Genomic DNA, 22992 nt, shown 5'->3' with positions numbered 1-22992 from the left:
TCTTGCGCGGTTCCCTCTTAAGTTTGGTTAAGGGGCCCGGAGAATTACGGTGGTGTTTTGCGGCGATGCGACGCGCGCAGCCTATCGTCATTAACAGGGCGTCAACGCGTCCGGTGAAACCGCGAACGACGCGCGCGAACGGGTTTCGTTGGCGCCGCGTCTAACCGTCCTTGGGGATACGGCATTGCATGGTGCAATGAAGTCCGGTCCTGAGATAGGAAACCTCAGTCTTGCCGTCGAAGGCCGACAGCGCCGACTTCAACAGCTTGGTGCCGAAACCCGGCTCGGAGATCTTGTCGACGCTCGGACCCTCGGTTTCATCCCAGGTCACGGTCAGGCGATCGTCGCTGACGGTCCATGACACCTGCAACAACCCGCGCGGCGCGGAGAACGCGCCATATTTCCCCGCGTTGGTGGCGAGTTCGTGAAACATCAGGGACAGCGTGACCGCAAGTTTCGGCGGCAGGAACAGCCGGTCGCCGTTGAGCGTGAAGCGGACATGGCCGTAAGGGCCGAGCTCGGAGATCAGGAGGTCGCGAATGTCGCAGCCGGCCTTGTCGATCCGTGAGATCAAATCGTCGGTCGCGGCAAGCGACCGCAGCCGCGGATCGATCCGGGCCCAGATTTGCGGCTGATCGTGCAGCACCTGATGCAGCACGGCATGCACCGTCGACAGCTTGTTCTTCAGCCGGTGCTGGAGCTCGTCGACCAGCAGCTTGCGGTAGTCTTCTTCCTCGATCAGGCGTCTGGAAATCCGCCGCTGCTCGACGAGGAGCGAGCGATAGTGCTCGACGCCCCAGATGGTGAGCGCGCAGACCGCCCAATACAGCGCCAGCAGGGCGAATCGCGCGTTATCGGCAAAGGCATCGCCGAAATTCACGACGACGCCGAGCACGCCGCCCACCAGCGCCGTGATGATGCCGATGCGGAAGCCGCCGAACGCGGCTGCAAAGAACACGGCCGGGAAATACGGCGTGAAATAGACGTCGGGCCGCACATGGGCGAGGGCCCAGCGCGCCAGCGTCGCAACCAGCAGGCAGGCGACCGCAAACGCAAGGCTCAGGCCGAGCGACGGCGGTGCCACGCCCTGCCAGCCCTTGCGGAATTCGTCGATCAGCTTCCCCATGCGCAGTCCGGTCGCGATATGCGTTCGACAATCGAGCGATCGCCAGGAATGTTACGCATGTCGCCGGCCCCAAGCAAAGCTTGCCTTGTCGGAAGCCGGCAGGAATAGTGCCTGCCGCGGCGCCGACCGTCGCGGCGCCGTCGTCGATCGGTGTCCGCCATTTGGCGTCAAGGGGTTCGAAAACAGGGACATTCCATGGGCAGGCTGGATGGCAAGGTCGCGGTGATCACGGGCGCGACGAGCGGGATCGGGTTGCGGACTGCAGAAGTCTTCGTTGCCGAAGGTGCCAAAATTGTGATCGCGGGCCGGCGCATACCGGAAGGCGAGGCGCTGGCGAAGCAGCTCGGGGCGAATTGCGTCTTCCGCCAGACGGATGTGACGGTCGAAGCGCAGATGCAGGCGGTGATCGCGCTCGCGGTGGACAAATTCGGCCGCATCGACTGCCTGTTCAACAATGCCGGCGGTCCGGCGCAGACCGGCGGCATCGAAGGCCTCGAGGTCGAGCGCTTTGACGCGGCGATGGCGACCCTGCTGCGCAGCGTCATGCTCGGCATGAAGCACGCCGCGCCGCACATGAAGAAGCAGGGATCTGGCAGCATCATCAACAATGGCAGCATCGCCGGCCGTCTTGCCGGCTTCTCGTCATCGATGGTCTATGGTGCAGCCAAAGCGGCGGTGATCCATCTCACCAAATGCGTGGCGATGGAGCTCGGCGAATCCAACGTCCGCGTCAACTCGATCTCGCCCGGCGCCATCGCGACCGGCATTTTCGGCAAGGCGCTCGGGCTTTCGACCGACGCGGCGGAGAAGACGCCGGCGGTGATGCGCGAGGTCTACAAGACCGCGCAGCCGATCCCGCGCGCCGGCCTTCCCGATGACATCGCCCATGCTGCGGTGTTCCTGGCCAGCGACGAATCCAGCTTCATCAACGGCCATGACCTCGTCATCGACGGCGCGATGACCGGCGGCCGCAACTGGAGCCAGCAGCAGCAGGGCTACGTGGCCCTGCGCAAGGCGTTCGATCAGGGGGGCGGATAGTTTCGTCATTGCGAGGAGCGAAGCGACGAAGCAGTCCAGGCCGCTTCCGCGGACGCAGTCTGGATTGCTTCGCTTCGCTCGCAATGACGACTGCGATGCTCAAACCGCCTTCACCCGCACCCGCAATCCGTCGCGCGGCTTCGGGATCGGCCACATCTGCCAGTCGGGCTTGTAGCCGGGCTCCAGCGACACCTCGATGTTCTGCAGGAAGTGCCGCGCGAAGCATTTGGCCTGCATGTAGGCGAAGTGCAGGCCGAGGCACATATGCGCGCCGCCGCCGAACGGCACCCAGGCGAAGCGGTGGCGGTTGCGCTGGGCCTCTTCGGTGAAGCGCAGCGGATCGAAGCGATCCGGCTCCGGCCAGATGTCCTTCATGTGGTGGGTGTAGAGCGGATTGACGCCGATCGCAGTGCCGGCCGGAATCGAAAAACCCTTGAAGCTGAAATCGCGCACGGCTCGGCGCGGCATCGAGGGCACCGGCGGCTTGATCCGCAGCGCTTCCTTGAACGCCATCTCCGACAGCGGCATCTTTTCGAGATCGTCGAAGCTGCTTGGCGCGTCAGGGGCGAGCCCCAGCGCCATGACTTCCGCGCGAAGCTTGTCCTGCCAGCCGGGATTTGCCGCGAGTTCGCCAATGAACGACGTCAGCGACGAGGTCAGCGTGTCGTGCGCCGCCATCATCAGGAAGCTCATGTGGTCGATGATGTCCTGTTCCGAGAGCAGCGCGCCGTCCTCGTGGGTTGCGCGGCAGAGCTGCGAGAACAGATCATCACCGCCGAGATTGCCGCGTCGCAGCGGAATCTGCTCGCGGAAATAAGCCACGATGCGCTTGCGTCCCCTGACGCCGGCCGCCATCTGCGTGCCGGGCAGCGGTCGGCGGATCGGGGCGACGGCAGCGGCGACCATGTCGACGAAGGCCCGGTTGATCTCGTCGACCTCCGGCCCGATATCGGCGCCGATAAAGGACGCGGCGGCGAGATCGAGCGTGAGCTGCTTCATCGCCGGATAAAGCTGCATCTCGCCGGGCTTGGCCTTCCACTGCGCGACGCGGGCGGCGATGCCGCGGTCGAGATCGCTCAGATACGACTTCATCGGGCCGGACTTGAATGCGACCGACAGCGCCTTGCGGTGCAGCCGGTGCTCCTCGAAATCCAACAGCATCAATCCCCGCGGAAACAACAGGCCGAGCACCTTGTTCCAGCCATGGGTCGAGGAGAACAGCTTTTGCTGGTCGAACAGCACGAGCTCGTTGGCCTCGGGGCCGAGCAGCACGATATTGGTCTCGCCGAAGAAATGCGTGCGATAGACGAGGCCGTATTTGGCGCCGTTCGCCTCGATATGCCCTTTGGGGTCCGCGAGCACCTGGAAGGTCTTGCCGATGATCGGCCAGCCTTCGTCGCCGGGGATGTGGGTCAGCTCGTTGCGCTTGGGCGGAGTGAAGCCGTGCGCAGGGGCGGCCACATTCTGCATCGACATGACGATTGCTCCGGTTGGCTAGACCCGGCCAACATAACACAATCCAGCTGCGATGACTCCGCGCTTACCGCTTCGCCGCTTCCTTCTGCAAATCCGGCGCATTGACGGCCGGAATCGCAACGCGGCCGGCGCCGGTCACCTTCAGCGCCTCGGCGGCCTTTTCGTTTTCCATGATCTTGGCCATCACGGCCTGTCCCGCGCGCTCGAAGATCGCGCGGTTCTCGATCACAAATTTTTGCGACTTGCGCAAGCCGTCGATGTAGCCGTTGATCTCGGGCACCACGTAGCGCGCGACCATGTCCCAGCTCCGGCGCGTGTTCTCCGGATTGGCCCAGTCGTGCACGAAGCCGATGACGGCGCCGATTCCGCCGGAGACCTGCATCACGTTCTTGATCATCTTGACGAGGTCGTCGGGCGTGCCGATGACGGAGGCCGCGCCGTCGACGAAAGCGGTCTTGTCCACGGCCTCGTCGGGTGAGGCGAACGCGGTGAGCCCGGGCCGTTGCAGCGTGCCGACATTATATTCATTGTGCCAGCGCATTAGGCCGGGGCCGGCCTCGCGGCGCGCCTGCTCGCGGGTCTCGGCGATGTGCCAGGTCAGCAGCACGCGCCAGTTCGCGCGATCGACTTTGGTGCCGTGCTTTTTCGCCGCGTCCTCGGCGAACTGCCATTGCTGCTGCAGCGACATCAGCCCCTGAGTCGTCATCGAACCCAGCGAAATGATGCCGATTCCGTATTTTCCGGCGAGCGTCATGCCGGAGGGCGAGATCTGCGAGGCCACGACGAAGGGCATTTCCTCCTGCAACGGCAGGAGCTGCAGCGCGGCGTCGTTCATGGTGAACCAGTCGCTCTTCGCCGTGACGCGCTCGCCGCTGAAGAGGCGGCGGATCACGCCGATCGCTTCGTCCTGGCGGTCGCGCTGCGTCATCGGATCGATGCCGAGCGTATGCGCGTCGGAGGCGAGCGCGCCGGGACCCGAGCCGAAGATGGCGCGGCCGCCGGTCATGTGGTCGAGCTGCACCATGCGCTGCGCGACGTTGTAGGGATGATGGTAGGGCAGCGACACCACGCCGGTGCCGAGCCTGATCCGCTTGGTGCGCTCGCCGGCGGCCGCCAGGAACATCTCGGGGGAGGCGATCATCTCCCAGCCGGAGGAATGATGCTCGCCGCACCAAAACTCGTCATAACCGAGGCTATCCAACTGCTCGACCAGGTCGAGATCGCGCCGGAACTGGAGCATCGGATGCTCCCCGATCGGATGATGCGGGGCAAGGAAGGCTCCGAACTTCAGGCGCGCCATGGCGTTCTCTCCGGCTTACATTTTTTTGTTTGTGGCGCGAAGCTACGTGCTGGAGACAGCGAACGCAATCGTGCGATGTCCCGCGCGGCGGAATGCAGCCATGCGTATGTCGTCTTCCTCTCCCGGCACGCTGAGAGAGGCGGAACGCGCGAGGATCCTACCTTCGAGGTAATCGCGGCGCCGCATGCGGTCTGAGATGATCGGCAAGGACATCCGAGGATCACGCGCCGATGCATCAAACCGTCACAAAGCAGGTCGACACGTCGCGTCGCTGGTGGGTGCTGGCGATCGTCGTGGCCGCCCAGTTCATGTTCGGCGTCGATGCCTTCGTGGTCAACGTCGCCATTCCCACCATCGCGGTCGAGTTGAAGGCGTCGCCGGCTCAGATCGAATCCGTCATCGCGATCTACCTGATCGCCTATGCCACGCTGGTCGTCACCGGCGGCCGGCTTGGCGACATTCACGGCACCAGGAACGTGTTCCTGGCAGGTCTGCTCGGCTTCACCCTGACGTCGCTGTGGTGCGGACTGGCGCGATCCGGTTCGGAGTTGATCGTCGCGCGATTGACGCAGGGTGCCTCCGCCGCGCTGATGGTGCCGCAGGTGCTGGCGACGCTGCATCTCCTGTTCACCGACGAACAGCGCAACCGCGCCTTCGCCATCTACGGCATCGTGCTGGGACTCGCGGGTGCCGCGGGCTTTCTGCTCGGTGGTCTCCTGGTCACGATCGATCTCGCCGGCACCGGCTGGCGCTCGGTGTTCTTCGTCAATGTGCCGTGCGGTCTCGTGATCGCGGTGGCGGCCTGGCGCATCATGCCCTCGGCACCGCATCGCGCCGGCACACGGCTTGACATCACGGGCAGCATCGTCCTGTTCGCCGGATTGCTGTGCATGATCGGTCCGCTGCTGCTGGGTCACGATGTCGGCTGGGCACCGTGGCTGTGGCTGGTGATGGCGGTCGGCGCCGCGATCCTCCTGGGGTTCCCGAAGCTGGAGCATGCGGTGACACGCGCCGGCGGCATGCCGCTGATTGATCTCTCGCTGCTGGCGGACGCCGCTTTCCTGCGCGGCCTTGGCGCGGCGTTCTTTTTCTTCTCCGCCAATCTCTCGTTCTATCTGGTCATGACGCTGTTCATGCAGCGAGGGCTGAAATCCCGCCGCTCGCGGCCGGCATGGCCTTCATTCCGCTCGCGCTCGCTTTCGTCGTGGCCTCGCGCCATAGTGGCGCACGGGCGCGCCATCGCGGCACCAGGGTCTTGATCGAAGGCTGCGCGCTTCAGATCGCGGGCCTCGCGGCCCTTGCGCTGGTCGCGTTCTCTGTCGACGCGCCGTCCGCGCTCCTGCTCGCGCTCACCATGATCGTGTTCGGCTACGGTCAGGGGCTGGTGATGGCGCCGCTCTCCGGCGCGGTGCTCTCGACGGTGAAGCCTGTGGCCGCCGGTTCTGCCTCCGGCATGTACGGCACCACGGCGCAAGTCGGAAATGCGGCCGGAGTGGCCGCAATCGGCGCCATGTTTTTCGCCGTCGAAGCGGTGCAATCAGCGCGCGCAGGATTTCTCGTCTCGCTCGCACTGTTCGCAACATTAATCATGATCTGCGCCGCATTCCTGGCGTGGATGCGCCGGGTATCTGCATGAAGTTGAGGCATTGCGGTTAATGCGTGCTGATTTCTGCAGGCTTTCCTGAGATTTAGCACCTCATCGACAGCACACGGTCTTTTTATTTTGCGCTGCAGCAACTATTTGGTTTGGGTGGACGTTGAACGTCGCCTGCTAGGAGCTGCCGTGTCGTTAACCAGAAATGTCGATCTCTTGAGACGTCTGCCAAAGCTGGACGGATTGCGCTTCGCCGAGTTTGGCCGGAGCGCCGATGCGTCCAGTCCGTTGCAAGAGGTCACGGGCTTCGGCGACAATCCCGGCAATCTGCGCCTGTTCGCGTTCGTGCCGCCGCAACTGCAGAAGCCGCGCGCGCTCGTCGTCGTGCTGCACGGCTGCGGTCAGACGGCGGCAAGCTACGACCTCGGTGCCGGATGGTCGACGCTCGCCGAGCACTACGGCTTCGCGCTGTTGATGCCCGAGCAGCAGCGCATCAACAACAGCAACACCTGCTTTAACTGGTTCCATCCGGAAGACACGGCGCGGGACAGTGGCGAGGCCTGTTCGATTCGCGAGATGATCGCGCATATGACGGAAACGCATCGCGTCGATCCCAAGCGCATCTTCATCACGGGCCTGTCGGCCGGCGGCGGCATGACGTCGGTGATGCTCGCGACCTACCCTGAAGTCTTCGCGGCCGGTGCGGTGATCGCGGGACTTCCCTACGGCATCGCGACCAATCTGCGCGAGGCGCTCGACGGCATGTTTCATTCCCCGGAGCGGCCGGCGCGTGAACTTGGCGATCTGGTGCGGCGGGCCTCGAATCATCGCGGGCCCTGGCCGAGGATCTCGGTGTGGCACGGCAGCGCCGATCGCACCGTCAATCCCGGCAATGCCAACGAGATCGTCAAGCAATGGCTCGACCTGCACGATCTGCCCGAGGCGCCGATGGCGGAAACTGACATCGACGGCTATCCGCGCCAGGCCTGGTGGAACAAGGACGGCGAGACGCTCGTCGAGTCCTACGCCATCACCGACATGGCCCACGGCACGCCGCTCGGCCTTGCCGACAACGACCAGCGCTATGGCGTGGAAGGCGCGTTCCTGATCGAGGCCGGCATCTCCTCGTCTTATCACATCGCCAAATTCTTCGGCCTCACCGGCTGGATTCCCGACGCTGCGAAGAAGGCGGAGGCAAAGCCGACGCCGGCCCGCTCGCCCGCGCCGCATCTGGCGCGCTCGATCCGCGCCGCGATCGCCGAAGAGCCGGCCGAGCCGAAGCGCGAGGAGGCCCGCGGCTTCGATCTCGGCCAGATCATTACGCGCGCGCTCACGGCCGCGGGATTGATGAAGTAACTCAGGCCGTCGCGCCGATAAGGCAGGAGTTTTGTGCCCGTCGTCGCTGCGATCCGCGAATGGGGTGACCGCAACCTGAGCCAGCCCGCGGCGTTCGCAGACGCCGCGGAATAGGCGCTCACATCTCGCCGGTGATGAACGGATTTGTCATCCGCTCCTGGCCGATGCTCGAGCCGGCGCCATGGCCGCAGATGAAGCCGACATCGTCGCCGAGCGGCAGCAGCTTGGTCTTGATCGAGTCGATCAGCGTCGCGTGACTGCCGCCGGGCAGATCGGTGCGACCGACCGAGCCCGCGAACAGGACGTCGCCGACATGGGCGAAGCGCAAGTCCTTGTTGAAGAACACCACGCTGCCGGGCGAGTGGCCGGGGCAATGATAGATCTCGAACTGGAGATCGCCGATGGCCACGCTGTCGCCTTCGTCGAGCCAGCGGTCCGGCTCGAAATTGCGCACCCCCGTCATGCCGAAGCGCGCGCCGCTCTCGACCACGTTGTCGAGCAGGAATTTGTCCGCGACGTGCGGGCCCTCGATCGGCACCTTCAGCTCGTCGCGCAGTTCGGCCGCGCCGCCGACATGGTCGATATGGCCGTGGGTGAGCCAGATCTTCTCCACGGTGACGCCGGTCTGCTTGATGGCGTCCAGGATCTTCGGCACGTCGCCGCCGGGATCGATCACCACGGCCTTCTTGGAAGGCTCGTCCCAGATGATGGTGCAATTCTGCTCGAACAGCGTCACGGGGACGATGATCGCGCCTGCCTTCGCGCTGGCCTCAGCTTGTGTCTCGTTTTGCTCGGTCATGGCGCCACAATGCCGATTTTTGCCATGCCGCCAAGCAAAAGATTTCTCCCCGGGGCCTGGGAACAACCGCAGACATCGTCACACGGCCGTCCCAATTCGCCTGCTGGTTTGAACCGGAGCGCTCCTTCCGCGTTCTCCCGCGCAACAAGCAGTTTTGGATGGATTTCCCGCATGGCTCAGGGCGGCAGCGATTGGTGGCGCGACGGCATCTTCTATCAGGTCTATCCGCGCTCCTTTCAGGATTCAAACGGCGACGGTGTCGGCGATCTCGCCGGCATTTTGCAGCGGCTACCTTATGTGAAATCGCTCGGCGTCGACGCGATCTGGCTGTCGCCGATCTTCCCCTCGCCGATGGCCGATTTCGGCTACGACATCTCCGACTACACGGGCATCGAGCCGCTGTTCGGCACGATGGCGGATCTCGATGCGCTTCTCGCCGCCGCGCACGACAACGGCCTTAAGCTGATCCTCGACCTCGTGCCGAACCACACCTCGGACCAGCATCCCTGGTTCGTCGAGAGCCGTTCCTCGCGCGACAATCCCAAACGCGACTGGTACATCTGGCGCGACCCGGACGAGGGTGGCGGCGTGCCGAATAATTGGCTGTCCGAGTTCGGCGGTAGCGCGTGGCAGTTCGACGAGACCACCGGCCAATACTACTATCACGCCTTCCTCGCCCAGCAGCCGGATCTCAACTGGCGCAATCCCGATGTCCGCGCGGCAATCTATGACGTGATGCGGTTCTGGCTGGAGAAAGGCGTCGACGGCTTTCGCGTCGACGTGATCTGGCATCTGATTAAGGACGCCGAGTTCCGCGACAACCCGCCCAATCCGCATTATGCCGAGGGCCGGCCGCCGAACGAAAAGATAATGACGCAATATTCCACCGACCAGCCGGAGGTGCACGACGTCATCGCCGAGATGCGCCGCGTCACGGATGCCTATGATGCCCGCGTCCTGATCGGCGAGATCTATCTGCCGCTGCATCGCCTCATGGCCTATTACGGCAACGATCTCACCGGCGCGCAGATGCCGTTCAACTTCGCGCTGCTCTCGACCTTCTGGAGCGCGCGCTCGATCGAGAAAATCGTCGAGGATTACGAGAAGGCGCTGCCGAAGGGCGCCTGGCCGAACTGGGTGCTCGGCAATCATGACCGTCCACGCGTCGCAAGCCGCGTCGGGCCGGAGCAGGCCCGCGTCGCCGCCATGCTGCTGCTGACGCTGCGTGGCACGCCGACGCTCTACTATGGCGACGAGATCGGCATGCATCAGCTCGCGATCGCGCCCGAGGACGTGCGCGACCCCTTCGAGAAGAACGTGCCCGGCATCGGTGTCGGCCGCGACGGCTGCCGCACACCGATGCAGTGGGATTCTTCCAACTTCGCCGGCTTCTCGGACGTCAGGCCATGGCTGCCGCTGCCGGAGGATCACATCCGCAACAACGTCGTCGATCTCGAGGCCGATTCACGTTCGATCCTGACGCTCTATAAGCGTCTGATCGCGTTGCGGCAGGGCTGTCCGCCGCTGGTCGCGGGCGACTATCATCCGCTTGCCGCGCAAGGCGATCTCCTGATCTATCGCCGCGAGGCCGAGGGCAGGGCGGTGACCGTGGTGCTCAATCTCGGCCCTGAGCCGATCGCGGTCACCACCAGCGCGATCAGGTTCGGCAGCGAGATTCTGCTGTCGACATTCCTGGATCGCGAGCGAGAGCGGATCGAAGGCGTGCTGGATCTGCGCGGCAACGAGGGCGTGATCATCACGCCACCCTGACCGTCGTCCTGGACAAGGCGAAGCGCAGATCCAGGACCCATTGCCCCAGGGAGTGGTTTGACGAAGATTCGTGGTGATAGCTTCGTACAACAATCACCTATTGGGGTAATGGGTCCTGGCTTTCGCCAGGACGACAACGGAGTGCGTGGTCGCACTGACTACCCCGGATGCTTGTTCCCTCGCACCGTCCCGTCGATATCGCTCCGCTTCAACAGATAGTCCAATCCGCCGACGCGGTACCAGCGATAGCCATAGGGCTCCAGCACGACGCGGTGCTGGCCGCGCTTGTCGGCGTGGCTGTGGTCCTCCGCGAGCAGATTGATCAGGTGCGCGCCGGCCTCGCCTGGCAGCCCCGCCGAGAACGCGATCTCGCGCGGCTTCTCGTCGAGATTGTGCACGAACAGCACGGAATTGTTGCGCCAGTCATAGCGCATGATGAACACGGCGGGATCGCGCGTCGCGATGATCGAAAAATCGCCCCAGCCGATCTCCGGCACCTCCTTGCGCATGCGGACGATGCGCTCGGTCCAGTTCAGCATCGAGTTGGGATCGCGCCGCTGCTTGGCGACGTTGACGTGCGGATAGCCGTACGGTCCTTCGTCGATGACGGGCAAGGCCGGCTTGTCGCTGGTGGTGAAGCCGCCATGCGGCTCCGTCGACCATTGCATCGGCGTGCGCGCGCAATTGCGCTCGGGGAGCGAAAGATCATCGCCCATCGCGATCTCGTCGCCGTAGCGGATCACGGGCGTTCCCGGCAGCGTGCACATCAGGCTGTAGGCGAGCTCGAGCCGCCGGCGGTCGCCACCGAGCATCGGTGCCAGGCGACGGCGAATGCCGCGGTCGTAGAGCTGCATGTCCTTGTCAGGACCGAAGCTTTTGAACACGGTGTCGCGCTGCGCCTTGGTCAATCGCCCGAGATCGAGCTCGTCATGATTGCGCAGGAACAGGCCCCATTGCGCCGAGGCGGGCCGCGGCTTGGTCGCCTTCAGCGCTTTCCCCAGCGGGCGGGAATCGGACGAGGCCAGCGCATAGAACAGATGCTGGTTGACCTGGAAATTGAACATCATATGCATGCGGTCGGCATCACGGCCGAAATATTCCATGTCCGTCTTCGGCAGCACGTTGGCCTCGGCGAGGATGATGGCATCGCCCTGCCGCCATTGCAGGAATTCACGGAACGTCCGCAGCATGTCGTATTGTTCGGCCGGCTTTTTCACTTTGGCGCCTTTGGTCGCGATGACGAAAGGCACGGCATCCATCCGAAAGCCCGAGACGCCGAGTTGGATCCAGAAGCCCATGATCTTCAAAATCTCGGCCTGCACGCGCGGGTTCGAGGTGTTGAGGTCGGGCTGGAAATCGTAGAAGCGGTGGAAGTACCAGGCGCCGGCTTCCTTGTCGCGCGTCCATGTCGATTTCTGAACGCCGGGAAAGACCATGCCCTGATTGGCGTTGGCCGGCTTCTTGTCGGACCAGACATACCAATCGCGGTAGGGCGAATTCCTGTCGCTCCGCGCCGCCTTGAACCAGGGATGCTGGTCGGAGGTGTGGTTGACGACGAGATCGATGATGACGCGAATGCCGCGTTGCTTGCAGCCATGAGTGAACTCGACGAAATCGCCGAGCGTGCCGTAGCGGGCATCGACGCTGTAATAATCCGCGACATCGTAGCCGTCGTCGCGGCCGGGCGAGGTCTGGAACGGCATCAGCCAGATCGTGGTGATGCCGAGGCCGTGCAGATAATCGAGCCGGCGCAACAGGCCCTTGAAATCGCCGATGCCATCGCCGTTGGCGTCCATATAGGTGCCGACGGACAGGCAATAGATGATGGCGTTCTTGTACCAGAGATCGTCGATCATGCGCGCGCAGCCTCGGTGGTTCCGCCGAGGTGCGGCGGCTGCGTGATAAGTGTTAAGAGCGAGAGCGGTTCCGTACCCCGCCGTCGTGCTGGACAAGCGAAGCGCAGATCCAGGACCGAATACCACAGGCCGAAATTTGACGAGGACTGGTGGTGATCCCCTCGTGCACCAACGATCCCTTGGGGTCATGGTCCTGGCTCCCGTGCGCAATTGCGCACTAGGCCAGGACGACGACGGAGGAATCGGCTATCCTCCCCCGATGGACAACACCGCCCGCATTGCCCTCGTACCGCCGCCGGACCGCCGACAATCCGAGACGGCGCTGGCGATCGCGCGCGGGACGGCGCGGTTGCTGCGCTCGCTCGGCTTCACCTGCATCAGCGAATTGCCGCTGCCCTCGGGGCGACGCGCCGATCTCGTCGCGCTGAACGAACGCGGCGAGGTCTGGATCGTCGAGATCAAATCGTCGGTGGAGGATTTGCGCGCCGATCAGAAATGGCACGAATACCGGGCGCATTGCGACCGGCTGTTCTTCGCCTTCACGCAGGACCTGCCTTGCGAGATCTTTCCGCAAGATACCGGCTTGATCATCGCGGATGCCTATGGTGCGCACCTGCAATGCGAGGCGCCCGAGCACAAGCTCGCTGCGGCCACGCGCAAGCAGATGACGGTGCGGTTCGCCATGGCGGCGGCGTTGCGGATCAACCGGCTGGTCGATCCGCAGGGGCATGCGGAGTTTTGGGAATAGCGGCGCCGCGAGCGCGATGCCGTAGGGTGGGCAAAGCGGAGCGTGCCCACCATCCAGGTCAAAGATTGAAGCAGACATGGTGGGCACGGCGCTTTGCGCCTTGCCCACCCTACGGCACCGTTATCGCGGCGCGCGCTTGGCCAAAATCCGCTGCAACGTGCGCCGATGCATGTTGAGCCTGCGTGCCGTCTCCGAGACGTTGCGGTTGCACATCTCGTAAATGCGCTGGATGTGTTCCCAGCGCACGCGGTCGGCCGACATCGGGTTCGCCGGCAACTCGGACTTGTCCGAGCCGGTCGACAGCAGCGCCGCGACGACGTCGTCGGCGTCCGCGGGTTTCGAGAGATAATCGACCGCGCCCATCTTCACCGCGGTGACGGCGGTGGCGATGTTGCCATAGCCGGTCAGCACGATCGCGCGGGCGTCGGGGCGCTTCTTCTTCAGCGCCGAGACCACGTCGAGACCGTTGCCATCACCGAGCCGCAGATCGACCACGGCGAATGCCGGCGCCGCCTTGCCGATCTGCGCCAGACCGTCCGAGACGGTGTCGCATGACGTCACCGCAAAGCCGCGCGTTTCCATGGCGCGCGACAGCCGCTCCAGAAACGGCTTGTCGTCCTCCACGATCAGCAGCGAGCGGTCGGTCTGTTCGTTCAGTTCGGCGATGGCGTTCAAGGTTTGGTCCTCTCTCCAGCGCGTCTACATATGGCGGCGCAATCGGGCGGTGCCAAGGGCGCCAATGGTCGATCGGCCCCGTTGTGCGACGCAAGGTCGCGGCCTATCCTATTGTTTCTTCGAAGGTCTCGATAGCCTCAAAACGGTCTCGCGGCCACGTGATCTGGACCACTGCGCCATGGTCCGGAAAGGTCCGGTTGGTAAACGAGACCTTGGCGCCGGTGCGCTCCAGCAAGGTGCGCGCGATGAACACGCCGAGCCCGAGGCCGCCGCCTTCGTCCTTGCTGCGCCGCCGCGACAAATAGGGCTCGCCGATCCGGTTCAGGATGTCAGGCGGAATGCCGGGACCATCGTCGGAGATCACGAGCTCGATTGTGTCCTTGTTCCACCACGCATTCACCTCGACGGTGGTGCGGGCGAAATCGACCGCGTTCTCGACGATATTGCCGACGCCGTAGAGGATCGCCGGATTGCGCGAGCCGACCGGTTCGGCCACGATGGCGACGGCGATGCGCACCTTGATATCGACGCCGAAATCGCGGTGCGGCGCCACCACCTCCTCGATCAGCTCCGACAGCTTCATGCGGTCGAACGGCGCGCCGGTGGAGGAGAGCTGGGTGATCTTGCTCAATATGTCGCGGCAACGCTGCGTCTGCTCGCGCAGGGTCTTCAGGTCGGCGGCAAAGTTCGGCTCCTTCACCGTCTTCTCCAGCTCGCGCGAGATCAGGAAGATCGTCGCGAGGGGCGTGCCGAGCTCGTGCGCTGCGGCTGCGGCCAGGCCGTCGAGCTGGGTCAGATGCTGCTCGCGCGTCAGCACCAGCTCGGTCGCGGCCAGCGCGTCGGCGAGCTTGCGCGCCTCCTCGGTGACCTGGAACGAGTAGAGGCTGGTCACGCCGATCGCGAGCGCGATCGAGAGCCAGACGCCGACGAGATAGATCGGCGGCAGCACCAGCGGATCATCAGAATCCCAGGGCAGCGGCAGATGGAAGAAGAACAGGACCGAGGCGCAGGCGACAGCCAGCACGCCGAGGCCGAAGGTGAAGCGGGCCGGCAGCGCCGTCGCGGAGATCAGCACGGGCGCGAGGAACAGGAACGAGAACGGGTTCTGGAGTCCGCCGGTGAAGAACAGGAGACCCGCCAGCTCCACGATGTTGAGCGCGAGCAGTCCGGCCGCCTGCATCGGCTCCAGCCGCTGCAGCGGATTGGACACGGTCTGGAGCGCCAGATTGAGCGCCGCCGACAGGGCGATGATGCTGACGCAGGGAACGATCTCGACATTGAATTCCAGTCCCTGCGCCACGATGAAGATCGCGGCGAGCTGGCCGAGCACCGCGAGCCAGCGCAGTCGCAGGATCGTATCCAGGCGGATATGCCGCTGCGCGGGGCGAAAGTCGGAAGCGGCAAGTTCGGTCATTTCGGCCAATGGGGCGGTGCCTTCTCGATCACAAGCGCGCGGCTCACGGAACCGCCGGATTACAAGCCTTGCGCTCTCCGCTGCAATAGCAGAAGAACGCCCAGCATGACGGAGAATGACAAGGCTTCAAGCTGGCCGACTGTCGCGGATCGCAGCCTCTCCGCGGCAATCGCGGTCGATCACCTGGTCAAGGTCTACAAGCAGACCCGCGCCGTCGACGACATCTCCTTTTCGCTTCCGCGCGGCAGCATCACCGGGCTGCTGGGCGGCAACGGCGCCGGCAAGACCACGACCATCGCGACGATCATGGGCCTCGTGCTGCCGACCTCCGGCCGCGTGCAGGTGCTCGGGCATCGGATGCCGGAGGACAGCGCGTCCGTGCTGGGTCGGATGAACTTCGAGAGCCCCTATGTCGACATGCCGATGCGGCTCACGGTGCGTCAGAACCTCACGGTGTTCGGCAAGCTCTATGCGGTGAAGAACCTCTCCGATCGCATCGCTGAGCTCGCCGACGATCTCGATCTCACCGAGTTCATCGACCGCGCCAACGGCAAGCTCTCCGCAGGACAAAAGACGCGCGTTGCGCTTGCCAAGGCGCTGATCAACCAGCCCGAGCTGCTGTTGCTGGACGAGCCGACCGCCTCGCTCGATCCCGACACCGCCGACTGGGTCCGGGGGCATCTGGAGCGTTATCGCATGGCGAACAACGCCACCATCCTCTTGGCGTCGCACAACATGCTCGAGGTCGAGCGGCTCTGCGATCGCGTCATCATCATGAAGCGCGGCCGTATCGAGGACGACGATACGCCCGAAGCCATCATGGCCCGCTACAACCGCACCACGCTGGAAGAGGTGTTTCTGGACGTCGCGCGCGGAAGGGTGAACGGCGCGCAGGAGGTGGCACGATGAGCCAGGCCGTATGTTGCGACCGTAGCCCGGGTGAGCGAAGCGATACCCGGGAACGCCGCCAGCAAGGTCCCGGATATCGCTTCGCTCATTCGGGCTACGCGGTGCCGCAATGACCGAACTCTCCCTCCACCGCGGCATCTCCGTCCACCGCATTGGCGCGATGATCCTGCGCTATTGGTACCTGTTGCTGTCGTCCTGGCCGCGGCTGCTCGAGCTGCTCTACTGGCCGGCGCTGCAGGTCATCACCTGGGGCTTTCTGCAGCTTTACATCGCGCAGAATGCCAACTTCTTCGCGCGTGCCGGCGGCACCCTGATCGGCGCCGTCATTCTCTGGGACATCCTGTTTCGCGGGCAGCTCGGCTTTTCGATCTCGTTCCTGGAAGAGATGTGGGCGCGCAACCTCGGCAATCTCATGATGAGCCCGTTGAAGCCGATCGAATTTCTGCTGTCCCTGATGATCATGAGCCTGATCCGGCTCGCGATCGGCGTCATCCCCATGACGCTGCTCGCGTTATTCCTGTTTCACTTCAATGTTTATGCGCTCGGCGTGCCGCTGATCGCGTTCTTCTGCAATCTGATCTTCACGAGCTGGTCGGTCGGCATTTTCGTCTCCGGACTGGTGCTGCGAAACGGCCTCGGCGCCGAGAGCATCGTCTGGACCTTGATGTTCGGCATCATGCCGCTCGCCTGCGTCTACTATCCCGTCAGCGTGCTGCCGGTCTGGTTGCAATACATCGCCTGGACGCTGCCGCCGACCTACGTGTTCGAAGGGATGCGCGCGCTGCTGATCGAAAACACCTTCAGGACCGATCTGATGCTGAGCGCGTTGGCCATCAACGCGGTGCTGTTGCTTGCATCTTTTGGGGCATTCCTTGCCCTTTTGCGCAGCGCCAGGATGCAGGGCTCGCTGCTGTCAGGCGGCGAATAACGTCACTTTCTCGTGGATTCTGCCCGGTTTGGGCACCTCGGCCACGTAGATGTACGGAACCATGCATTGACGCAATATTACGCATTCGGCAGTATGCTGCGATGCGAAGAGGAATATAGCGATGCCGATTGGTGAGTTTGGCGGGGCGCCGCCCCTGGTGGCCGAAGGCAGTCCTGTCCTGACGACGCCGATGTACTGGATGTACGAGATGGGGCAAGCCTCTCTCAATCCGGCGCGTGCGATCACGGACGCGACCAAGCTCCTGTTTCAGAATCCGCTGAACCCCTGGGCACGCACCGAGGTTGGCAAGTCGGTTGCCGCGGCCTGCGAATTGTTCGAACGCACCACCCGCCGCTACGGCAAGCCGGAATGGGGCCTCAACGACACCGAGGTCAACGGCATCCGCGTTCCCGTCGAGGTCCGCTCGGTCTGGGAAAAGCCGTTCTGCCGCCTGCTCTACTTCGATCGCAAGTTCGCCCGTCCACTGCGCAGTCCGCATCCACGCGTGCTGATCGTCGCTCCGATGTCCGGCCATTACGCGACGCTCCTCCGCGGTACCGTCGAGGCTTTCCTGCCGGCGCATGAGGTCTACATCACCGATTGGGCCGATGCCCGCATGGTGCCGCTCAGCGACGGCCGCTTCGATCTTGACGACTACATCGACTACGTCATCGAGATGCTGCATGTCCTCGGCGGCAACACGCATGTGCTGGCGGTGTGCCAGCCCTCGGTTCCCGTCGTCGCTGCCGTTTCGATTATGGAAGCGCTACGCGATCCCTTTGTGCCGACCTCGATGACGCTGATGGGCGGCCCGATCGACACCCGGCGCAATCCGACTGCGGTGAACAACCTGGCCCAGGAGCGCGGCATCGACTGGTTCCGCAACCACGTCATCACCAAGGTGCCGTTCCCGCATCCGGGTATGATGCGCGACGTCTATCCGGGCTTCTTGCAGCTCAACGGCTTCATCAGCATGAATCTCGACCGGCATATGGATGCCCACAAGCAGCTATTCGCCAACCTGGTAAAGGGCGACGGCGACCTCGTCGACAAGCATCGTGACTTCTACGACGAATATCTCGCGGTGATGGATCTCTCCGCCGAGTATTACCTGCAGACCGTCGACACCGTGTTCGTGAAGCATTCGCTGCCGAAGGGCGAGATGACCCATCGTGGAACACGCGTCGATCCCTCCAAGGTCACGCGCGTCGCGTTGATGACCGTCGAAGGCGAGAACGACGACATCTCCGGCATCGGTCAGACCGAAGCAACGCACACATTGTGCAGCTCGATTCCCGATCACCGCCGCGTTCATTACGTCCAGAAGGGCGTCGGACATTACGGCGTGTTCAATGGCTCGCGCTTCAAATCGGAAATCGTGCCGCGCATCCACGACTTCATGGTCTCGGCGGCGAATCCGAGCTCATTGCAGGCTCTCGCGGCCGAATAATCGCGTTTTTCGGCTTTCCCGCTGAAAATCGACGCCCTGTCGGAGGCTCCGACAGGGGCGAGTTCCCGCTAGATTCGCGGTATTTAGGTAGCTTTGTAGGAGTGAGTCCAACCTCACCCCTTGGAGGTGCCACATGCGCCGAACGGGGGCGAAAAAAGCCGGTTCCAGCCCCAGTCTGTAGGGTCTCCCGGACGCCAGACCCCTGTATATTGGGCAAATGATTTGTTTTTGCGCCGAGCGCTTTCCCTGGCGGCGGTTATGGCAGAATCCGGGCGCTCTCCTGCCCCCCGGACTGACAGACATGGCCACTCGCGCACTCCTCTATCGGCGGCCCCACGAGCCGAAGACCCTCCTGATCACCCATGGATCGCAATATTTTGCGATTCGACTGCGCCGGCATCGCCGCGCGCGCCGTTACACGCTCAGAATTCATCCGAGCGATCGCGAAGCCATCCTCACCATGCCGCCGCGCGGCACGCTCGCCGAAGCAAAAGACTTCGCGCAGCGCCACGGCGCGTGGATCGCGGCACGTCTCGGCCGTTTGCCGAAGGCCGCGCCGTTCCAGCCTGGCACAGTGATACCACTTCGCGGCACGGCCCATCGCATCGTTCATCGCGCCGGCACGCGCGGTACGGTGTGGACGGAAGTGCGCGACAGCGGGGAGCGCATTCTCTGCGTCGCCGGCGGCGTCGAGCATGCGGACCGTCGCATCAGCGACTTCCTCAAGCGCGAGGCTCGCCGCGACCTTCAGCGTGCGGCGGAATCCTATGCCGCCGAGCTCGGCGTCAAGGTCAAGCGGCTCTCGATCCGCGATCAATCCAGTCGTTGGGGCTCCTGCACCTCGGCCGGCTCGCTGTCGTTCTCCTGGCGCCTGATCCTCGCGCCGCCCTACGTGCTCGACTATCTCGCCGCCCACGAGGTCGCCCATCTCGTTGAGATGAACCACTCGGCGCGGTTCTGGCGCGTCTGCGGCAAGGTCTGCCCGTCGATGGAGCGCGCCAAGAAGTGGCTCGATACGTACGGCAACGACCTGCACCGCTACGGGGTCGAGGATTAGGCCCTCGCTGCCAACCTCCATCTGACGCTGTCATCGCCCGGCTCGACCGGGCGATCCAGTGTTCCGAGGCGGTTGTTATTGAACCGAGAGGCCGCGGCGTACTGGATTCCCGCGTTCGCGGGAATGACAGTTGAGAATGCAGCGACGTCCGCGCGTACTCAATTCATCCCTCTGCTCAGGCGCTGACATCCGCGCTTGTCCCCGGCTGCGTGCGCGAGGCGAGATAGGATGACTGCAATTGCACGCCGGCCTTCTGGCCCTCGGCCAGCATCGCCTGGAAGGCTGCGTCGAGTTGATCGCGGCTATAGGTTGCGGAGCTGCTTTCACGCGGGGTCCATTGCGATTGCGTGATCGCGGTGGAAGCTTTTTCAACGGTGCCACCGAGCCGCTCGGCGTATCTGTCGGCCCGCCACTGCGCCAGATCCGGTCCACTCAGATCGGGTGGATCCTCCAGCTTGCCGATCTTTCCAGCCGCCTCGTTGGTCATCGTTGAGGACCCGCCATTGTACAGGGTGGCGACCACCTTGCCGTCGACCTTCACCTGAGCATAGGTGTTCTCAGGGGCATCGTCCGAGACGACCGACTGAGTTGCGCTCGTGTCATGGGTCATCAGCCAGTTCGATGCCATGAGGTCGCGCAGGTGAGGATTGTCCGCCGCCGATATCGACTTGGCGCCTGTCAGGGGCTTGACCTGCGAGACGTCAATCCGAAAGCCGTCGGTCGCAGCATCAGTCGCATCCGGTCCCGCCGGCTGAAGACTCGATGTCCTATTCGAAGCGGACGTTGATGCGGGTCGCAGATGAGGCAACGCCGCGCTGGATACACCCGACATCATGGAACGCTCTCCGATACTTGCTCAACCTGTGAGAGCAAATCCCGGGCCGCCGACCGGAGCTTGAAGAGACTGGTGTTTTTGCGTTCCGGGAGCTGCGGGGATCGGCCGATTTTGCCATGGTAGGCAGGACTTGCCGAAGACGACACCGGTGGCGAACCGGGAGAGCCGAGATAGCGGCCGCGTTCGGGATGATGGCGGAACGGTTCTGTTTTGCCCGAGGTGTCAAATGGCTTTGCTGTCAGAATCAGCCGTCTTGCGCCTCACGCAAGCCGTTGATTTCGTTATCCTCGGCTACTGTGCATGGGGTTGTTTTCGCTTGTTTTTGTTTTGAGGTCACCCGGACCTCAGGTCGGCGCTAGCGATTCCCGCCGAACAGCCGGTCCATCAGCCAGCCATCGAGTCCTGCGGCTGCCTCCGGTCGCGCATTGGCGCGCGTGGGGGGTGGGCGATAGCCGCCGTTGCTGGCCGGTGCGGGTCCGGGCGCTGCCGCTGTTGGCGGCGACACCTGCGACGTCGCCTGCGCCAGGTTCGACAGGCCCCAGCCACCTGGAGAGCTCGGCAAGGCTGCTACCGGCACGCCCTCGTGCGCTGTGCGCATGAAGCGCGACCAGACTTCGACCGGCAAGCCGCCGCCGGTGGCCTTCTTGGTCGGCGAGTTGTCGTCATTGCCGAGCCACACGCCGGTGACGAGGTTGGCGGTGTAGCCGATGAACCAGGCGTCGCGGTAGTCCTGGCTGGTGCCGGTCTTGCCGGCCGCTGGCCAGCCCGGGATCTCCGCCTTCTTGGCGGTGCCGCTGATCAGCGTTTCCCGCATCATCGCGTTCATCATGCCGACATAGCGCGGGTCGACCACCTGGTTGTGCTCGTCCGCCTGGCGCATGTAGAGCAGCTTGCCACTGAGCGTCCTGATCCGCGTGACGACATGCGGCGTCGCCGTGAAGCCGCCATTGGCGAAGGGTGCATAGGCGCCGACCAGCTCGACCATCGAGACTTCGGAGGTGCCGAGCGCGATCGAGGCGTTGGGCTCGAGTTTCGAGGAGATGCCGAGCCGGTGCGCGGTGCGCACCACGTTCTTCGGCCCGACCTCGAGGCCGAGGCGAATGGCGACCGTGTTGAGCGACATCGCGAGCGCCTGGGTCAGCGTCACCGCGCCGAAATATTCGTGGGTGTAGTTCTCAGGCCTCCAGCCCTTGACCTCGATCGGCGCGTCCTGGCGGACCGTGTCGGGCGTCAGCCCCTGCTCGAGCGCGGTCAGGTACACGAACGGCTTGAACGAGGAGCCCGGCTGGCGCCTGGCGGTGACCGCGCGGTTGTACTGGCTCTCGGAATAGTTCCGCCCGCCCACCATGGCGCGAACCGCGCCGTCGGGCGTCATCGCCACCAGTGCGCCCTGGCTGACATTGAATTTCACGCTCTTGGCCGCGAGCTCGTCGATGATGGCGGCTTCCGCCACGCTCTGGAGCTTCGGATCGATCGTGGTCTCGACCTTGATGCTCTCGTCGATCTGGCCGACCAGATCGTCCAGCACCTCGCCGATCCAGTCGGCGACGTAATTGACCGTGCCGGCGCCGACCGGCTTCACATTGTAGGAGGGTTGGCCGATCGAGGCCTGCGCCTGCGCTTCGGTGATGAATTTGGCATCCGCCATCGCCGTGAGCACGATTTTCGCGCGCGCTTCTGCGCCCTCGGGGTTGCGGTTAGGCGCGAGCCGCGAGGGCGATTTGACGAGACCGGCCAGCATCGCCGCTTCCGCGACGGTGACGTTCTTGGCCGATTTGCCGAAATAGCGCTGCGCGGCGGCCTCGACGCCGTAGGCGCCGGAGCCGAAATAGACGCGGTTGAGATAGAGCTCCAAGATCTCGTTCTTGGAATGCTTGCGCTCCAGCCAGATCGCGAGCTCCGCTTCCTGCAGCTTGCGCGCCATGGTGCGCTCCTGGGTCAGGAACAGGTTTTTCGCCAATTGCTGCGTCAGCGTCGAGCCGCCCTGCGACACGCCGCGATGGAGCACGTTGGTGACGAGCGCGCGGAGGATGCCCACGGGATCGATGCCGAAATGCGAATAGAAGCGGCGATCCTCGATGGCGATGAACGCCTTGGGCAGATATTGCGGCAGATCCTTCAGCGAGACGTTGGCGCCGGCCATCTCGCCGCGTTGCGCCAGCATGCTGCCGTCCATGCCGACGATCTGGATCGTCGGCGGCCGCTTGGGGATTTCCAGCGACTGGCTCGGCGGCAGATGAGCGCCGACATAGATCACGACGCCGATCACGGCGATGGCGCCCCATAGGCCCAGCACCGCGCCCCAATAGACCAGGCGACCAAGGCTCGCGCCGATGCGTGACTTCGATCGCCGCTTGGGGCTGCCGCGGCCGGCTGGCGCCTTCCGCTCGCGCGGCGGCTCGTCGCCGGCATCCTCGCTCTTGCGCTTGGCAGATGACTTCGTTGATTTCTTCGGCTTCTCATCGCCGCCAGGAATGCGGTCGGCCGCGGTCAGGCGCAGATCGGCGAGTGCCGCAGGCAAGCCGAACAACGGCTCCTTCCGCCCACCCTTTTTCTTTCCCAACCCCATACGCAAACGCCCGGTCAGCCCGCCCCGCCGCACGCTAGCGGTCGCTGTTTAAGGCCCGGTTACCCAGAGCTTAACGCGCGATTAGGAGGTGC

At 64.1% G+C, this 22992-nt stretch carries 17 protein-coding genes and 1 pseudogene; 9 read left to right on the top strand and 9 right to left on the bottom strand.

Going from position 1 to position 22992, the window contains the following annotated elements; translation table 11 throughout:
* Positions 1 to 160 precede the first annotated feature (160 nt).
* A complete protein-coding gene (locus IVB07_RS37400; RefSeq protein ID WP_085349750.1) occupies positions 161 to 1126 on the bottom strand; it encodes a sensor histidine kinase in 966 nt (321 codons plus the stop codon).
* A 195-nt stretch (positions 1127 to 1321) separates the two neighbouring features.
* On the opposite strand from IVB07_RS37400, the gene IVB07_RS37395 reads away from it, so the two are divergent.
* Positions 1322 to 2164: a glucose 1-dehydrogenase gene (locus IVB07_RS37395; RefSeq protein ID WP_018455868.1), complete on the top strand. Its 843-nt coding sequence runs from the start codon at positions 1322 to 1324 to the stop codon at positions 2162 to 2164.
* Between the two features lie 99 nt (positions 2165 to 2263).
* Here the strand turns inward: IVB07_RS37395 and IVB07_RS37390 are convergent, their stop codons facing one another.
* Together IVB07_RS37390 and IVB07_RS37385 are read right to left on the bottom strand one after the other, a co-directional pair.
* Positions 2264 to 3640: a cytochrome P450 gene (locus IVB07_RS37390; protein ID WP_018455869.1), complete on the bottom strand. Its 1377-nt coding sequence runs from the start codon at positions 3638 to 3640 to the stop codon at positions 2264 to 2266.
* Positions 3641 to 3704: 64 nt separating this feature from the next.
* A complete protein-coding gene (locus tag IVB07_RS37385) occupies positions 3705 to 4940 on the bottom strand; it encodes an LLM class flavin-dependent oxidoreductase (RefSeq protein ID WP_018455870.1) in 1236 nt (411 codons plus the stop codon).
* A 230-nt stretch (positions 4941 to 5170) separates the two neighbouring features.
* On the opposite strand from IVB07_RS37385, the pseudogene IVB07_RS37380 reads away from it, so the two are divergent.
* Together IVB07_RS37380 and IVB07_RS37375 are read left to right on the top strand one after the other, a co-directional pair.
* A pseudogene (locus IVB07_RS37380) lies at positions 5171 to 6576 on the top strand (MFS transporter).
* A 147-nt stretch (positions 6577 to 6723) separates the two neighbouring features.
* Positions 6724 to 7890 carry a PHB depolymerase family esterase gene (locus IVB07_RS37375; RefSeq protein ID WP_026233043.1) on the top strand — a complete coding sequence of 389 codons (1167 nt, stop codon included), beginning with the start codon at positions 6724 to 6726 and terminating at the stop codon, positions 7888 to 7890.
* Positions 7891 to 8008: 118 nt separating this feature from the next.
* Here IVB07_RS37375 and IVB07_RS37370 read toward each other — a convergent pair whose 3' ends face one another.
* Positions 8009 to 8689 carry an MBL fold metallo-hydrolase gene (locus IVB07_RS37370; RefSeq protein ID WP_018455873.1) on the bottom strand — a complete coding sequence of 227 codons (681 nt, stop codon included), beginning with the start codon at positions 8687 to 8689 and terminating at the stop codon, positions 8009 to 8011.
* A gap of 171 nt (positions 8690 to 8860) precedes the next feature.
* Here IVB07_RS37370 and IVB07_RS37365 point away from each other — a divergent pair, with 171 nt between their 5' ends.
* Positions 8861 to 10459 (top strand): alpha-amylase family glycosyl hydrolase, encoded by a 1599-nt coding sequence (locus IVB07_RS37365; RefSeq protein ID WP_018455874.1) that lies wholly within the window; start codon positions 8861 to 8863, stop codon positions 10457 to 10459.
* A gap of 158 nt (positions 10460 to 10617) precedes the next feature.
* Here IVB07_RS37365 and IVB07_RS37360 read toward each other — a convergent pair whose 3' ends face one another.
* Complete coding sequence (locus IVB07_RS37360) at positions 10618 to 12315, bottom strand: alpha-amylase family protein (RefSeq protein WP_018455875.1); 1698 nt, start codon at positions 12313 to 12315, stop codon at positions 10618 to 10620.
* Between the two features lie 259 nt (positions 12316 to 12574).
* Between IVB07_RS37360 and IVB07_RS37355 the strand changes: the two genes are divergently transcribed.
* The gene (locus IVB07_RS37355) at positions 12575 to 13063 is read left to right on the top strand and encodes an MmcB family DNA repair protein (RefSeq protein WP_018455876.1); all 489 of its coding nucleotides are present in this window, start codon (positions 12575 to 12577) and stop codon (positions 13061 to 13063) included.
* 120 nt (positions 13064 to 13183) lie between these two features.
* On the opposite strand, the gene IVB07_RS37350 is transcribed toward IVB07_RS37355, so the two are convergent.
* Both IVB07_RS37350 and IVB07_RS37345 read right to left on the bottom strand, forming a co-directional pair.
* Positions 13184 to 13738 carry an ActR/PrrA/RegA family redox response regulator transcription factor gene (locus IVB07_RS37350; protein WP_007598178.1) on the bottom strand — a complete coding sequence of 185 codons (555 nt, stop codon included), beginning with the start codon at positions 13736 to 13738 and terminating at the stop codon, positions 13184 to 13186.
* 103 nt (positions 13739 to 13841) lie between these two features.
* Positions 13842 to 15152, bottom strand: coding sequence for an ActS/PrrB/RegB family redox-sensitive histidine kinase (locus tag IVB07_RS37345; RefSeq protein ID WP_018455877.1), 1311 nt, complete (start codon positions 15150 to 15152; stop codon positions 13842 to 13844).
* A gap of 105 nt (positions 15153 to 15257) precedes the next feature.
* On the opposite strand from IVB07_RS37345, the gene IVB07_RS37340 reads away from it, so the two are divergent.
* From IVB07_RS37340 to IVB07_RS37325, 4 genes are all read left to right on the top strand, one after another.
* Positions 15258 to 16061: an ABC transporter ATP-binding protein gene (locus IVB07_RS37340; protein ID WP_085349757.1), complete on the top strand. Its 804-nt coding sequence runs from the start codon at positions 15258 to 15260 to the stop codon at positions 16059 to 16061.
* A 109-nt stretch (positions 16062 to 16170) separates the two neighbouring features.
* Positions 16171 to 16989 (top strand): ABC transporter permease, encoded by an 819-nt coding sequence (locus tag IVB07_RS37335; protein ID WP_018455879.1) that lies wholly within the window; start codon positions 16171 to 16173, stop codon positions 16987 to 16989.
* Between the two features lie 121 nt (positions 16990 to 17110).
* A complete protein-coding gene (phaZ, locus tag IVB07_RS37330) occupies positions 17111 to 18439 on the top strand; it encodes a polyhydroxyalkanoate depolymerase (RefSeq protein WP_018455880.1) in 1329 nt (442 codons plus the stop codon).
* Between the two features lie 217 nt (positions 18440 to 18656).
* Complete coding sequence (locus IVB07_RS37325) at positions 18657 to 19496, top strand: SprT family zinc-dependent metalloprotease (RefSeq protein WP_026233044.1); 840 nt, start codon at positions 18657 to 18659, stop codon at positions 19494 to 19496.
* A 175-nt stretch (positions 19497 to 19671) separates the two neighbouring features.
* On the opposite strand, the gene IVB07_RS37320 is transcribed toward IVB07_RS37325, so the two are convergent.
* Entirely contained in the window at positions 19672 to 20331 is a 660-nt protein-coding gene (locus IVB07_RS37320; protein WP_247295909.1) for a hypothetical protein, read from the bottom strand.
* Positions 20332 to 20686: 355 nt separating this feature from the next.
* Complete coding sequence (locus IVB07_RS37315; protein WP_247767424.1) at positions 20687 to 22900, bottom strand: penicillin-binding protein 1A; 2214 nt, start codon at positions 22898 to 22900, stop codon at positions 20687 to 20689.
* Between the last annotated feature and the right edge of the window lie 92 nt (positions 22901 to 22992).

This window comes from Bradyrhizobium sp. 172, assembly GCF_023101065.1.
GTDB classification, from domain to species: Bacteria; Pseudomonadota; Alphaproteobacteria; order Rhizobiales; family Xanthobacteraceae; genus Bradyrhizobium; species Bradyrhizobium canariense_D.
Note: the sequence above shows the minus strand (reverse complement) of the source record. Positions and strands in the feature narration are given on the sequence as shown.